Here is a 14,577-nt window from a genome sequence, read left to right as displayed (position 1 = left end):
GTCAACGGACATCGCGAAAAGGAAGGGGTGAGGGCTCATGGCCAGCATTCGTGAGCTGCGCTCACGCATCCGGTCGGTCCAGTCGACCAAGAAGATCACCAAGGCTCAGGAACTGATCGCGACCTCGCGTATCACCAAGGCCCAGGGACGGGTGGCGGCGGCCAAGCCGTACTCGCAGGAGATGACCGCCGTGCTCTCGGAGCTGGCGAGCAACTCGGGATCGCTGGACAACCCGCTGCTCAACGAGCGGGAGAACCCGAAGCGCGCGGCGATCCTGGTCGTGACCAGCGACCGCGGTATGTGCGGTGGTTACAACGCGAACGTGCTCAAGGCGACCCGCGAACTCATCGCGCTCCTGCGCGACGAAGGCAAGGAAGCGGTCCTGTTCGTCATGGGTCGCAAGGGTGTCGGGTTCTTCAGCTTCCGGGGTCTGGAGATCTCGGACTCGTGGACGGGCTTCTCGGAGTCACCGCAGTACTCGGACGCGGCGACGGCGACCAGCTTCCTGGTGGACCTCTTCCAGGCAGGATCGGGCACCGAGGTCGAGCGCCCAGAAGGAGACGGCACCCTCGAGGGTGTCGACGAGCTGCACCTGGTCTACACGCGGTTCCAGTCGATGCTGGCGCAGGTGCCCGAGGTCCGGCGGATCGCCCCGCTGGTCGTGTCGCACGACGAGGATTCGTCCGACGACACGCCGTCGCGCAACTACACCTTCGAACCCGGGGCCGACGCCCTGCTCGACGCGCTGCTGCCGAAGTACGTGGCGACGCGGGTCTACGCGGCGCTGCTGGATTCGTCGGCATCGGAGTCGGCCGCGCGCCGCACCGCGATGAAGGCCGCGACGGACAACGCCGAAGAACTGTCCAAGTCGTTGTCGCGCGAGGCCAACCAGCTCCGCCAGGCCCAGATCACCCAGGAAATCAGCGAGATCGTCGGCGGCTCGAGCGCACTGGCGAACTAGCGTGCGCGCCAGCCGAGTCCGGATCGACGAGAACCCATACTTCGATAAAGAGGAAGTGACCCAAGCACCATGACCGCAGCAGTAGAAACCCCCTCCGCGCAGTCGGCGGGTTCCGCCGACGGGCGGGTCGTCCGCATCATCGGCCCCGTGGTCGACGTCGAGTTCCCGCGGGGCTCGATTCCTGAACTGTTCAACGCCCTGCACGCCGAGGTCGCTCTCTCCTCGGTCGCCAAGACCCTGACCCTCGAGGTCGCGCAGCACCTCGGTGACAACCTGGTGCGCACGATCTCGATGCAGCCGACCGACGGCCTGGTCCGCGGCGCGGCCGTGTCCGACACCGGCAAGTCGATCGTCGTGCCGGTCGGTGATGTCGTCAAGGGCCATGTGTTCAACGCCCTCGGTGACTGCCTCGACAGCCCGGGCCTGGGTCGCGACGGCGAGCAGTGGAGCATCCACCGCAAGCCGCCGGCCTTCGACGAGCTCGAGGGCAAGACCGAGATCCTCGAGACCGGCATCAAGGTCATCGACCTGCTGACCCCGTACGTCAAGGGCGGCAAGATCGGTCTGTTCGGTGGTGCGGGCGTCGGCAAGACCGTCCTCATCCAGGAGATGATCACGCGTATCGCGCGTGAGTTCTCCGGCACCTCGGTGTTCGCCGGCGTCGGTGAGCGCACCCGTGAGGGCACCGACCTCCACCTCGAGATGGAGGAGATGGGCGTTCTCCAGGACACCGCGTTGGTGTTCGGTCAGATGGACGAGCCGCCGGGCACGCGTATGCGCGTGGCGCTGTCGGCGCTGACCATGGCGGAGTACTTCCGCGATGTGAAGCACCAGGACGTGCTGCTCTTCATCGACAACATCTTCCGCTTCACGCAGGCGGGCTCGGAGGTCTCGACCCTCCTCGGCCGTATGCCGTCCGCGGTGGGTTACCAGCCGACCCTGGCCGACGAGATGGGTGAGCTCCAGGAGCGCATCACCTCGACCAAGGGCCGTTCGATCACCTCGCTGCAGGCGATCTACGTCCCCGCCGACGACTACACCGACCCGGCACCGGCCACGACGTTCGCGCACCTCGACGCGACCACCGAGCTCTCGCGTCCGATCTCGCAGCTGGGTATCTACCCCGCCGTGGACCCGCTGACCTCGACCTCGCGCATCCTCGAGGCGTCGATCGTCGGCGACGAGCACTTCCGCGTCGCCAACGAGGTCAAGCGCATCCTGCAGAAGTACAAGGAACTGCAGGACATCATCGCCATCCTCGGTATGGACGAGCTCTCCGAAGAGGACAAGGTCACGGTGCAGCGTGCGCGCCGTATCCAGAAGTTCCTCGGCCAGAACTTCCTCGTCGCCGAGAAGTTCACCGGCCAGAAGGGCTCGGTCGTCCCGCTCGCCGACACCATCGAGGCCTTCGACCGTGTCGCCAAGGGCGAGTTCGACCACCTGCCCGAGCAGGCGTTCAACAGCTGCGGTGGACTCGACGACGTGGAGGCCGCCGCCGCCAAGATCAGCGGAAAGTAGCGGTTCGCCATGGCTGAGAAGTCCTTCCACGTCGAGGTTGTCTCCGCGGATTCGAGCCTGTACTCGGGAGAGGCCACGTTCGTGATCGCGCAGACCACCGTCGGTGAGCTGGGTGTCCTGGCCAACCACGAGCCGCTCCTGGGCCAGTTGGTCCCGGGTGGTTTCGTGGTCATCGTCGAGGAGAACGGCAACCGTCGTGCGGCAGCGGTCGAGGGCGGGTTCCTCTCCGTCACCGGCGAGGCCGTCACGGTGCTGGCGGAGTCGGCCGACTGGGCCGACGACGTCGACGTCAACGCGGAGAAGACCGCGCTCGACGAGGCGGAGCCGGATTCGCCCGAGTACCACCGTGCTCACGCGCGTCTGACTGCGGCACAACACCTTTCCCGGTAGAGCGAGCCGCGCGAGCGGTTCGGGTCAACGACCGACCTCGGCCGGCCATCGGAATTCTCCGATGGCCTGCCGAGGTCGTTTGGCGTCTCATGTGCACGTTCTGGCATGCTTGTTCCACAGCCCCCTGTCCCGCGTGTATGCAGCCCAAGCCGTCTGGAGCCCTACCGGGTTCGACGCTTCGCCTATCCGCGGTGACTGCACGAAGGAGTAGGTGATGTCGCTGGCGGTCGTGATGCTCAGTGTGCTGCTGGCGGTGGCGCTCCTGTTGTGTGGCTTCCTGGCGCTGCGTCTGGCGCAACTCCGACGCGCGGGTACTCCGGTCCTGCTGCGCACGGTGCCGGCCGGCGTCGACCAGGGATGGCGTCACGGCACCGTGCACTACAGCGACGACTCTCTGCGCTACTACCGGCTCACGTCGCTGAAACCGGGGCCGAACGTGACGTTCGCACGACAGGGCATGGAGATCTCCGGTCGTCGCGCCCCCGAGGGCACCGAGACGGATATCCTCGACGGCATGCTCATCCTGCAGGTGCAGACCGCCGGCCGCGCCGAGGACGACTACGAACTGGCGATGGGCCCGGGTGCGGTGACCGCGTTCCAGTCCTGGCTCGAATCCCGGCAGTCCGCGAGATCGCAGCGGCGCCGCAGCGCCTAGGATTCCGGCCGCGCCGGGGGACGTTGCCGGTTGCCGCCCGGAACCCACTTGACGTCGCCGGGCGAGTTCGCGCCCTGCTGGTCGCCTCCCGCGGCGGGGCGAGTGCGGTTCGCCACCCGCGACAGGATGAACAGCAGATCCGACAACCGGTTCAGGTATTTCGCGGGCAGCAGGCTGGTGTCGTCGGGGTGGGCGGCGACCGCGGCCCACGCCGAGCGCTCGGCCCGTCTGGTCACCGTACGTGCCTGATGCAGCAGGGCAGCCAGCGGTGTGCCGCCCGGCAGGATGAACGAGTCCAGTGCGGGCAGATCGACACCGAAGGAGTCGCACCAGCGCTCGAGGGCATCGATGTAATCCTGCGCGATGCGCAGCGGTGGGTACTCGGGGTCGTCGACGACCGGCGTGGAGAGGTCGGCGCCGGCGTCGAAGAGGTCGTTCTGGACGGTCGTGAGCACTTCCCGGAGGTCGTCGGGGACGTCACCCCCGAGTGCCAGGGCGAGACCGATGACGGCGTTCGCCTCGTCACAGTCGGCGTAGGCGACGACACGCGGATCGGTTTTGGGCACCCGGGAGAAGTCGCTCAGCCCGGTGGAGCCGTCGTCGCCCGTTCGGGTGTAGATCCTCGTCAGGTGTACCGCCATGCGTCGAATGTACTGCGCCGGACCCACGGGATCGGACGCACGGTCGGAGGACGTACTGGCCGGTGGGCCGGTGACCCCGGACGGTTAAGGTGGCAGTCGTGAGCGATCGGTTTCTGGTGTCCGGGGGAGCGCGTCTGTCCGGCGAGGTGGCAGTGGGGGGCGCGAAGAACAGCGTCCTGAAACTCATGGCCGCGGCCCTCCTTGCCGAGGGGACGACCGTGCTGACCAACGCACCCGAGATCGCCGATGTCCCGCTGATGGCGGACGTTCTCCGCGGTCTCGGTGCGGTCGTCGACATGGACGGCGAGACGGTCACCATCACGGCGCCGGCGGAGCCGAAGTTCCACGCCGACTTCGCGGCGGTCCGGCAGTTCCGCGCCTCGGTCTGTGTCCTCGGCCCGCTGATGGCGCGTTGTCACCGAGCCGTCGTGGCGCTGCCCGGCGGAGACGCGATCGGGTCGCGGCCGCTCGACATGCACCAGGCGGGTCTGCGCGCCCTGGGCGCCACCAGCTCGATCGAGCACGGCTGCGTGGTGGCCGAGGCCGACACGTTGGTCGGCGCACCGATCGCGCTGGAGTTCCCGTCGGTGGGGGCGACCGAGAACATCCTCATGGCCGCCGTGCTCGCCGAGGGACAGACCACCATCGACAACGCCGCCCGCGAGCCGGAGATCGTCGACCTGTGCGTGATGCTGCAGCAGATGGGCGCACAGATCGACGGCGCCGGCACCTCGACGCTGACCGTCGTCGGTGTGGACCGGCTGCATCCGACGACACACCGGGTGGTCGGAGACCGCATCGTCGGTGCCACCTGGGGGATTGCGGCCGCCATGACGCGCGGTGACGTCACCGTGCGCGGCGTGAAACCCGAACACCTGCAGCTGGTTCTGAACAAATTGGGCGACACCGGCGCGGTGGTCGACACCTTCGACGACGGCTTCCGGGTCCGGCACGATCGCCGGCCCACCGCCGTCAACGTCTCGACCCTGCCGTTTCCCGGATTCCCCACCGATCTGCAGCCGATGGCGATCGGCCTCGCCGCCATCTCCGACGGCATGTCGGTGATCACGGAGAACGTCTTCGAGGCCCGGTTCCGCTTCGTCGAGGAGATGGTCCGTCTCGGTGCGGATGCGCGGACCGACGGCCACCACGCCGTCATCCGCGGGATCGACCGCCTGTCGAGTGCGCCGGTCTGGTGTTCGGACATCCGGGCGGGCGCCGGCCTCGTGCTGGCCGGGCTCGTCGCCGACGGCGTGACCGAAGTACACGACGTCGAGCACATCGACCGCGGGTACCCGCACTTCGTGGAGATCCTGCGCAGTCTCGGCGGTGAGATCGAGCGCGTGCGCGACTGAACCCTGTCCGATCGGACAGGTACCGGCCCGTCCGGCCGGGTGCACTCTGGTCGAGGACGGGCAGGACCCCTTGTCCCGGTTGTGATCTGGACGACATTCTCGTTGTGACAGACCAACCGTCACAAGGAGTTCACCACCATGGCCATTGAGCTGAACCAGATCTGGGACTTCCCGATCAAGGAGTTCCACCCGTTCCCGAAGGCGAAGCTGGGTGTCGGCGCGCACGACATGCTCGGTGTCGAGGCCAAGGACCTGGGCATGACCCGTGCGCTCCTGATGACGACGGGTCTACGCGGCTCCGGCATCATCGAGGAGCTGATCGGCAAGATCGAGTACCAGGGCGTCGACGTGGTGCTCTACGACCAGGTGGAGTCCAACCCCAAGGACTACAACTGCATGGACGCCGCGGCCCTCTACCAGTCGGAGAAGTGCGACGGCATCATCTCGGTCGGTGGCGGCTCCAGCCACGACGCCGCCAAGGGTGCACGTATGGTCATCGCCCACGACGGCCGCAACATCAACGAGTTCGAGGGCTTCTCCAAGGCCACCAACAAGGAGAATCCGAAGCACATCGCGGTCTCGACGACGGCCGGCACCGGCTCGGAGACCTCCTGGGCCTACGTCATCACCGATACCTCGGACATGAACAAGCCGCACAAATGGGTGGCCTTCGACGACACCTGCCTCGTCGACCTGGCGATGGACGACCCGCTGCTCTACTACACGTGCCCCGAGCACTTCACCGCCTTCTGCGGTTTCGACGTGCTCGCGCACGCGAGCGAGCCCTACGTGTCGCGTCTGGACTTCGCACCCTCGCTGGGCAATGCCAAGTACTCGATCGAGCTGATCCGCGACCATCTGCGCACCGCCGTGTACGACCCGCGAAACCTGGCGGCCCGCACCGGGATGATGTACGCGCAGTACATCTCCGCGCAGGCGTTCAACTCCGGCGGCCTCGGTCTCGTGCACTCGCTGTCGCATGCGGTGAGCGCGTTCTATGACAGCCATCACGGGCTGAACAACGCCATCGCCCTTCCCCGCGTCTGGGAGTACAACCTGCCGTCTCGCTACGAGCGTTACGCCGAGATCGCCGCGCTGCTCGGTGTCGACACATCGAAGATGACGACGGTCCAGGCCGCCGACGCCGCCGTCGAGGAGGCCATCCGCTTGGGCAAAGACCTCGGCATCCCCGACAACTTCGGTCAGCTGTCGACGAGCAGCTACGACAAGAACCGGATGAACACCGGCAAGTACGAGGGCCGCGGCGAGACCATGGACACCTCGGACAAGCAGATCCGCGCCATCGCCGAGCACATGATGGACGACTGGTGCACGCCGGGCAACCCGCGGGAGAGCACCGTCGAGTCGCTGATCCCGATGGTGGCGCACGCCTTCACCGGCAGCTACTGATCCGCCCGCTCGCCCGCCTGATCCGAGATCCTGACTGTTCCGAGAACCGTAGGCCGACAAGGAGTCCGACATCCGATGACGCACGTGTGCGCACCTCGGGAAACCGCCGAGGACATCACCCGGGACATCACCCCGGACAGCCGTTCCTTCCCGTCCGTGGAGGAGCTGACCGAGGCGTTGGGTGAGCAGGGATACCTGATCGGTCCGGAACTGGCGGTCGTCGTCCATCTCGCGACGCTCCTCGACCGGCCCCTCCTGCTGGAGGGGCCGGCCGGGGTCGGCAAGACGGAGCTGGCGAAGGCGCTGGCGTCGGCATCGGGGCGCGAGCTGGTACGGCTGCAGTGCTACGAGGGTCTCGACGAGTCGCGTGCCCTCTACGAATGGGATTACGCGCGACAGCTTCTCCATGTGCAGATGCTGCGCGATCGCATCAGTGCCGAACTCGCCGCCGAGACGACCCTCTCGGCCGCGAGTTCGGCGCTGGCGCGCGCCGAGGTCGGCGTCTACACCGAGGACTTCCTGGTGGCCCGGCCACTGATGGCGGCCATCACGTCGGCCTCGCCGACGGTCCTGCTCGTCGACGAGATCGACCGCACCGACGAGGCGATGGAAGCGGTGATGCTCGAGGTCCTCGCCGAGCGCCAGGTGACGGTCCCCGAACTCGGGACGTTCGCGGCGCGGTCGTCGCCGTGGGTCATCCTGACCTCCAACGACACTCGCGAGCTATCGCCCGCGCTCAAACGTCGCTGCCTGCACTTCCAGGTCGACTACCCAGATCCGCAGACCGAGCGGGACATCGTCGCGGTCCGCGCGCCAGACGTCGAGGAGACGGTCATCGCCGAGGTGGTCGACCTCGCGCGCCGCCTCCGAGACCTCCCGTTGCGCAAGAGCCCGTCCATCGCGGAGGTGATCGACGCCGCGCGGGCCGCCTCGTACCTCGGAGCACGGGACGGACAGGCGGGCACGCCGATCGACGCCGAGCATCGCAGCGCTCTGCTGGCGCTGCTCGTGAAGTTCGGCGCGGACGGTGAGATCGCCCGGCGCGCACTGACTGCCGAGGCCGACAGCGGTGGGTCGCCGGTGAACGGATCACCGGTCGGCGTCGACGGCACGACGCCCGGCGGGTCGGTGACCGCGCGCGCCTTCGGTGCCGGGCGCGCCCGCAGTGCGGGTGTCCGACCGGGACGATGACGCCGATGACTGCGGCGTCGGCCACCCCGGTACCCGTCGCCGCCGCGAGGCGGGCGGACCCGCTCGACCTGCTCGCGGTCGCGTTCGGAAGGGTCCTGCGGAGCTCCGGGATCGCGGCCTCGCCCGCCGAGGTCATCGAGATCCGGCGGACCCTGTCGATGGTCGGCGCCGCCGAGCCGGCGGTCCTGCGTGCGGCGCTACAGAGCGTGTGCGTCAAATATGGCTACGAGACAGCGGGTTTCGAGCGGGCCTTCGAGCTCTTCTTCCTCGGCGCCGAACCCGATCGCGCCGACGAGGACGACCTTCCACGGGCCCGCGGCGTCGCGGCCGATCTGCCCGATGACGTGGTCTGGGACGAGGAATTCGAGGGCGCGGCCCGCCAGATCGGCGCCGACGAACACACCGACGAGATCGGCCACCTGATGGCCGACGATCCCGACGCCGCGCACCGGGACGCCGAGAGCGCTCACCGGGAGGAGAACGACTTCAGCGTCTCGGCCGGCGCCGAGCAGCTCGGCGTCGACCCGGACGGCGGCACGACCGGTGGGGGAGTGACCTACACGGTCGAGGTCGACACCGCCGACTCGTCGACCGTCGGCGAACTGACCGGATCGGCAGCCCGGGTCTCGAGCCGGCCGCTCGGGCTGACCGGGGCCCACGCAATCCTCGCCGCACTCGATGCCTACGATCCGCGCAAGGCATACGGCACCGACGGCAACGACGACCTCGGCGACGCCCGGAGGACCGAACTGGAACGGGCACTGGGTGCTTTCGTCGACGCGCTGGTCGCACGCCTGGACGCCGACGGCGGCGCCGAGGCGGTCTCCGGCGCCGACCGGTCGGCCGAGGGGTATGTCGACCAAGCTGAGATCGATCGCGCCTGCCACCGGCTGATCCAGCGCATGCGCGGCGCCCCGCGCCGGGTGGTCCGCCCGGTCGACCGGGGTGTCCTCGACATCCGGGCGACGATGCGCGCGTCGGTCGCGACCGACGGTGTGCCCGCCGAACTGTGGCGGCGCCGCAGGCGGCCCGGCCCGGTCCGGCTGCTGGTCCTCGTCGACGTGTCGTTGTCGGTCCGGCCGGTCACCGGGTTCATCCTGCGTCTCGCGCAGACTCTGCATCGCTTCGGCGACCGTTGCGAGGTCGTCGCGTTCGTCGATCGGCCGGTGCGCGTCACGACCGCACTGCGGTCCGCGGCGGCCGACTCGGCTCTCGCGGCGGTGCTCGCCGCCGACGGTCTGGATCTTGCCGCGACGAGCGACTACGGGCGCATGTTCGGCGAACTGCTAGGCGGCTGCGGGGACCTGATCAGCAGGCGGACATCGGTGCTCGTCGTCGGGGATGCGCGCAGCAACGGTCTCGATCCGCGTGTCGACCTGGTGGCCGAGGTCGGTCGTCGATCGCACCGAATCGCCTGGATCACACCGGAACCCGAGCGCTATTGGGCGCAATCCGGGTGCGCGATGGCCGACTACGCCGAGCACTGCAGCGGAGTCGTCAGCGTGCGTGACGGCGCCGAGATGCTCGCGCGTTGTGACGAGCTGGGTGCGGCGCTGAGGTGACCTGGGTAGCGTCGGGGTACCGCCGGGGCGAGGTGGTCGGACGGTGCGGTCGGAGTGGATGGAACGGAGGCGGGACGAATGGTGGGTGACGTCCGTCGGCGCGCATCGGGCCAGGTCGCCAAGTTCCACACCCCGGAGATCGTGCTGGGCCCGGGCGCCTTCGGGGAGGTGCCGGTCGCGACGGCGGGACTCGGGATGCGCCGACCGTTCGTGGTCAGCGATCGTTGTCTGGAACGCACCCCCTGGTACGCACAGCTGATGGCCGGGCTGCGTGCCGGCGGCCTCGACGCGGCGTCGTACCTGGATGTCTCGCCCAACCCACGGTCCGGCGAGGTCGCGGCGGCGTTCCTCGCCTACAAGGCACACGATGCCGACGGCCTCGTCGCCCTGGGCGGCGGTTCGGTGATCGACGCCGCCAAGGGTGTCGCGGTGTTGGCGGCCAACGGCGGTCACATCCTTGAGTACGAGGGAATCGACCGTGCCCGACGACCGCTCCCGCCACTCATCGCGGTGCCGACGACGGCCGGCAGCGGCGCCGACGTCTCCCAGTTCTGCATCATCAACGACGCCGAGCGGCGTACCAAGGTGACCATCATCGGGCGTTCACTCGTGCCGGACGTGACGGTGAGTGACCCGACCCTGCTGATGACCGCGCCCGCCGCGGTCACCGCCCAGGTCGGCATGGATGTACTCACCCACAGCGTCGAGGCCTACGTCTCGCTCGCGCACGGACGACTCACCGATTCGCTTGCGCTGGAATCCATTCGTGGCGTGTGGACGCATCTCGAACGCCTCGTCGACGATCCGCGGGACCGGGTCGCGGCCGAGGAGATGTCGCTCGCGGCGCTACGGGCGGGGATGGCGTTCACCAACGCGATCCTCGGCGCCACGCACGCGATGAGTCACCCGGTCGGCGGGCACTGTGACGCCCCGCACGGCGCGATCAACGCCGTCCTGCTGCCGCACGTGATCCGCTACAACGCCCATGTGTGTGCCGACGGCTTCGTCGACCTGGCCGACGCCATCGGGGTCGAGACATCCGGCGACGCCCGGACCGTCGCCGACCGACTGGCCGATGCGATCGCCGCGCTCGGCGCCCGGGTCGGCATGCCGGCGTCGCTCGAACCGCTGGGCGTGCGCAGCGCCGACCTCGACCGCCTCACCGCCCACGCGCTGGCCGATTCGTGCATGACCACCAACCCGCGGCGTCCGCAGGCCGCAGGCATCCGGGACCTCTACGCCGAAGCGCTGTGATGACCGGTCCGTCGCCCGAGCGAAGCGCTCTCCCCGAACAGGCCGACCTCGAGAGCCTGGTCGGACTCCGCAGCGTCAAGGGCAGCCACTACGCGGCGCTGCGCGGGGTCGAGGCGCGGCTGAGTCGGGTGGTCGGTGCGCTGGAGCGGATCTCGCGTGCTCTCGTCCGTACCGCCGAAGGGCCCGAGGCTTTGGTCATCGCGGTCGTCGAGGCGGCACGGGACCATCTGGGCGCGGACTGGGTCGTCTTCGCGCTAGCGGACGGCCGACTCGAGCAGTCGGCCCCGCGCCACCTGATCAGCGCGAGCGGTGGTCGGCTCTACGCCTTCGAAGGGTCCGAGCGGGCCGCCACACCCGACGACCTGCCCGACGAGGTGCTCAACCGGCTCAACGACATCCTCCGCGGACACGAGACCGTCCTGCACGGCGCGATCCTCCAGGAGGACCACGTCCACGTCCCCGTCGAACTCGACGGCAACGTCGTCGGGGGACTGTCGGCCTGGACACCGGTCGGTCGCATGGTCGATCCCACCGATCTCGTCGTGCTGCGCATCCTGGCCAGCCAGGCGATCGTCGCACTGCTCAACGCCGAGCTGTTCTCCGAGACCGACCGCCACGCAATGGAACTCGCCGAGCGCAACACCGAACTGGAACGTACCCAGCGCGAACTGTCGGCGGCGATGCGGGCGACCGTGCTCAACGAGGAGCGCGGACGGATCGCCCGCGAGCTCCACGACTCGGTCACCCAGTCGGTGCTGTCGGCGGGGGTGCAGATCGAACTGTGCCGCGGCCTCGTCGAAGGTCCCGCACTCGATCGCCTGGAGATGGCGGGCCGGCTGACCAAGGAGGCCGTGGAGCAGTTGCGGTCGTTCATCTACGCGCTCAACAACGCCACGAACGCGCCGTCGCCGAGTGTGCGCGACGTCCTCACCGAGCTGTGCTCGCTGCACATGCCGCCGGACCTTCGCACGGCGGTCCATATGCGCGGCCGGGAGCGCGATCTCGCCGATGAGGTCCAGCACGCCCTGCTGCGGATCGCCGGCGAGGCCCTCTTCAACACCGCCGTCCACTCGCGTGCCCACCAGGTCACGGTGACCCTCACCTACGCCGTGGACACCGTCGCACTGTCGGTCGACGACGACGGCGTCGGTGATCCCGAACATCTGCGCCGGGTGATGCGCACCGCGTCGCTCGGCGATCTCACGGCCGGACGGCACCGCGGCCTGGCCAACATGTCCTCGCGCGCCGCCGAGCTCGGAGGCGAACTGCGGATCCGCCGGTCGCGCATCGGCGGTATCCGCGTCGCGGTCGTGCTGCCGATCGGCACGGCCGGCTCCGCGACGCCCGACGACCCGCTCAGAACGAAGGAGTTCGGTTGAGCGACAACGACATCAGGCGCCCCATCCGGACGCTTCTCGTCGACGACCACGCCCTCCTGCGCCAGGGCATGCGGTCGCTGCTGGAGCGCGAGGACGTCGTCGACGTGGTCGGTGAGGCGGGATCGGCCGACGCCGCGCTGGCCGAGGTGAACGCCCGACACCCCGATGTCGTCGTGGTCGACCTCAAGCTGTCGGCGGGCACCGAGTACGAGGGGCTGCGGCTCATCGAGCAGATCGCGCAGCGCCACCCGGAGGTCGCTGCGCTGGTGCTGACCACGTTCCTCGACGACGATCTGGTCGTACGCGCCGTGCGGGCGGGAGCCCGGGGGTACGTGGTCAAAGATGTCGACACGACCGAACTCGTGCGCGCGATCCAGGCGGTGTCCGGCGGCGGCAGCGCCTTCGACCCGCGCAGCGCGGCCGTCGTCCTCCGCGCGGTGTCCGGCGAGAACGAGAAGTCCGAGGCACTCAGCGACCGGGAGCGCGAGGTCTTGCGTCTCCTTGCCGACGGACTGTCGAACAAGCGGATCGGCGAGACCCTCTACATCTCGGAATCGACCGTGAAATTCCACATTCGCAACATCATTCGCAAGCTCGGGGTGTCCAAACGGACCGACGCGGTGTACATCGCCAGCAAACGCGGGCTGATCTGACGCGGTCGCTCGGTACCCGCGGCCGGACTCGAGGAATCAGGACCGGGGGGTGAGGACGAGCCATCCGCCGTGATCGACGACGACCTCGGCGCCGGCATGCGGGACGGCTCGAGCCCAGCCGCACAGGTCGTTCTCGGTGAGCCGGACGAGGTGGCCGAAATGCGGGCTCGGCTCGTCTTCGAACGGCACGCCGATGACCACGCGCTGCCGGGCGACCCGGAGGGCCTCGCCGATCGCGGCGTGCGCCCCCGCGGGATCGAGATGTTCGAGGAGATGGATGAGCGTGACGGTGTCGGCCGAGTCGTCGGCGTAGGGGAGAGCGATCGCGTTCCCGACGGTTGCGACGACGGGCAGTCGGAGTCGGTGAGCGGCGTCGGAGAGCAACGACACCGCTCCGGGCGAGATGTCGCAGGCCGCGACCTGGAGACCGTCCAGGGCGCAGGCGAGAGCGAAGAAGCCGAAGCACGATCCCACCTCGAGGACGTCCCCGCCCGAGACCAGGCTCCGCGCGCGTTCGTGGACGGGAGCGAATGCCGATGCGCCCGTGCGTAGTTCGCGAAGCGTGTTGTCGTAGAAAGCCGCCCACGCGTCGGTGTACCTACTCGCCGAGGTGCGGATGATCCCCATCGCGGCGCATTCGAACTGCGACTGGCCGGCCAGCACGCCGGCCTCGACGAGGGCGACGAGTCCGTCGACGACCACGGCGTCGGAGATGCTGTGCTCGTCGAAGGGATGGGCGATGTGCAGGACGCCCGCCTGTCGGCGCCAGGAGAGGAGACCGCAACGCGTGAACCCCTCGGGGACAAGCGCGGACGAGACAACCCGCGTTGGGAGTCCGGGTACCGGCGAAGAGCCGATGGGCGCGGTCGTCGGGGTCGTGGCCAGTTCGGTCGCGGTCATGTTTCGACCGTATGAGCGCTCTGACCTGCGCATAACTGACCGACCGGGGGTGATGACCTGTCCGAAAGGACGGTCTGCGACGCACGTCACATCGATGTGATTCACGCAATCCGCGCGCAGCAGCGGGATTCGGTTCCGCGCGGCAGGCGATGACCTGCGGCGATGGCTGTTGGGGCGGGCGGCGAGCAGGCGATTTGACCCCGACGATCCGGTTGCGTAACTTTCTTCGAGTCAGCGAGCCACGGCGCCGCCCCGGAAGACCTGGAAGGGTCTGATGGTGGGGAGTGGAGACCGGGTTTCTTGGCTGGCCGCCCCTGAGTGTTTTGGCTTGAGTCGTTGAGGCTTGGGTAGAGTGTTTGGGGTTGCTGGGTCTCTCAGTGGTTCGGAATTCTTCGGGGTTGCGGGCTGCGGGTGGGGTCTGGTAGGCTGGAAGAGTTGCCCCGGAGACGGGGTGGCTGGCAATGTTGAATACGAAGTCTGCTGGTGAGAGCCCTGTTGAGGGGTGGGTAGCTGGTGGGTGTGTGTTCTTTGAGAACTCGATAGTGTGATGATGAATTGTCTGATGCCAATTTGGCATCGTGCATCTTTGTGGATGTAGATGTTTGTTTTTTTGTGTGGCGTCCGGGCCCCGTCCTGGGTGTCACATTTTGCTAGGTTTATTTTGGTCAGGTTGTGCTTTCCTGATTGTGTTGAAACGCCGGCCTTTTT

Annotated in this window: 13 protein-coding genes; 11 read left to right on the top strand and 2 right to left on the bottom strand. The window is 68.3% G+C overall.

From position 1 onward, the window contains the following. Window positions 1-37 precede the first annotated feature (37 nt). The 4 genes from M4D77_RS14070 (at window position 38) to M4D77_RS14055 (ending at window position 3,524) form a co-directional block, all read left to right on the top strand. On the top strand, window positions 38-961 hold the full coding sequence (locus M4D77_RS14070; RefSeq protein WP_055474988.1) for a F0F1 ATP synthase subunit gamma: 924 nt from the start codon (window positions 38-40) through the stop codon (window positions 959-961). Between the two features lie 69 nt (window positions 962-1,030). Then, on the top strand, window positions 1,031-2,479 hold the full coding sequence (atpD, locus tag M4D77_RS14065) for a F0F1 ATP synthase subunit beta (protein WP_010842985.1): 1,449 nt from the start codon (window positions 1,031-1,033) through the stop codon (window positions 2,477-2,479). Window positions 2,480-2,488: 9 nt separating this feature from the next. Next, window positions 2,489-2,869, top strand: coding sequence for a F0F1 ATP synthase subunit epsilon (locus tag M4D77_RS14060; RefSeq protein WP_055474987.1), 381 nt, complete (start codon window positions 2,489-2,491; stop codon window positions 2,867-2,869). A gap of 214 nt (window positions 2,870-3,083) precedes the next feature. Next, a complete protein-coding gene (locus M4D77_RS14055) occupies window positions 3,084-3,524 on the top strand; it encodes a DUF2550 domain-containing protein (RefSeq protein ID WP_055474986.1) in 441 nt (146 codons plus the stop codon). Here M4D77_RS14055 and M4D77_RS14050 read toward each other — a convergent pair. After that, the gene (locus tag M4D77_RS14050) at window positions 3,521-4,165 is read right to left on the bottom strand and encodes a cob(I)yrinic acid a,c-diamide adenosyltransferase (RefSeq protein WP_055474985.1); all 645 of its coding nucleotides are present in this window, start codon (window positions 4,163-4,165) and stop codon (window positions 3,521-3,523) included. The genes M4D77_RS14055 and M4D77_RS14050 overlap by 4 nt on opposite strands. A 98-nt stretch (window positions 4,166-4,263) precedes the next feature. Between M4D77_RS14050 and murA the strand changes: the two genes are divergently transcribed. From murA to M4D77_RS14015, 7 genes are all read left to right on the top strand, one after another. Then, window positions 4,264-5,520, top strand: a complete 1,257-nt coding sequence (gene murA, locus M4D77_RS14045; RefSeq protein ID WP_058252773.1) for a UDP-N-acetylglucosamine 1-carboxyvinyltransferase — start codon at window positions 4,264-4,266, stop codon at window positions 5,518-5,520. Window positions 5,521-5,658: 138 nt separating this feature from the next. Then, the gene (gene mdo, locus M4D77_RS14040; RefSeq protein WP_004021262.1) at window positions 5,659-6,930 is read left to right on the top strand and encodes an NDMA-dependent methanol dehydrogenase; all 1,272 of its coding nucleotides are present in this window, start codon (window positions 5,659-5,661) and stop codon (window positions 6,928-6,930) included. A 75-nt stretch (window positions 6,931-7,005) separates the two neighbouring features. Continuing rightward, window positions 7,006-8,121, top strand: a complete 1,116-nt coding sequence (locus tag M4D77_RS14035; protein WP_259936459.1) for a MadB family AAA-type ATPase — start codon at window positions 7,006-7,008, stop codon at window positions 8,119-8,121. Window positions 8,122-8,126: 5 nt separating this feature from the next. After that, entirely contained in the window at window positions 8,127-9,683 is a 1,557-nt protein-coding gene (locus M4D77_RS14030) for a MadC family VWA domain-containing protein (RefSeq protein ID WP_068969941.1), read from the top strand. Between the two features lie 78 nt (window positions 9,684-9,761). After that, window positions 9,762-10,937: an iron-containing alcohol dehydrogenase gene (locus M4D77_RS14025; RefSeq protein ID WP_259936458.1), complete on the top strand. Its 1,176-nt coding sequence runs from the start codon at window positions 9,762-9,764 to the stop codon at window positions 10,935-10,937. Then, window positions 10,937-12,316 (top strand): MadS family sensor histidine kinase, encoded by a 1,380-nt coding sequence (locus M4D77_RS14020; RefSeq protein WP_068969906.1) that lies wholly within the window; start codon window positions 10,937-10,939, stop codon window positions 12,314-12,316. Before M4D77_RS14025 ends, M4D77_RS14020 begins: the two co-directional genes overlap by 1 nt. Continuing rightward, window positions 12,313-12,969, top strand: coding sequence for a MadR family response regulator transcription factor (locus tag M4D77_RS14015; RefSeq protein ID WP_058252764.1), 657 nt, complete (start codon window positions 12,313-12,315; stop codon window positions 12,967-12,969). Before M4D77_RS14020 ends, M4D77_RS14015 begins: the two co-directional genes overlap by 4 nt. Window positions 12,970-13,005: 36 nt before the next feature. Here M4D77_RS14015 and mftM read toward each other — a convergent pair whose 3' ends face one another. Beyond that, window positions 13,006-13,869, bottom strand: a complete 864-nt coding sequence (mftM, locus tag M4D77_RS14010; RefSeq protein ID WP_259936457.1) for a mycofactocin oligosaccharide methyltransferase MftM — start codon at window positions 13,867-13,869, stop codon at window positions 13,006-13,008. Window positions 13,870-14,577 lie beyond the last annotated feature (708 nt).

This window comes from Gordonia sp. p3-SID1431 (assembly GCF_025143765.1).
GTDB classification, from domain to species: domain Bacteria; phylum Actinomycetota; class Actinomycetes; order Mycobacteriales; family Mycobacteriaceae; genus Gordonia; species Gordonia hongkongensis.
Note: the sequence above shows the minus strand (reverse complement) of the source record. Positions and strands in the feature narration are given on the sequence as shown.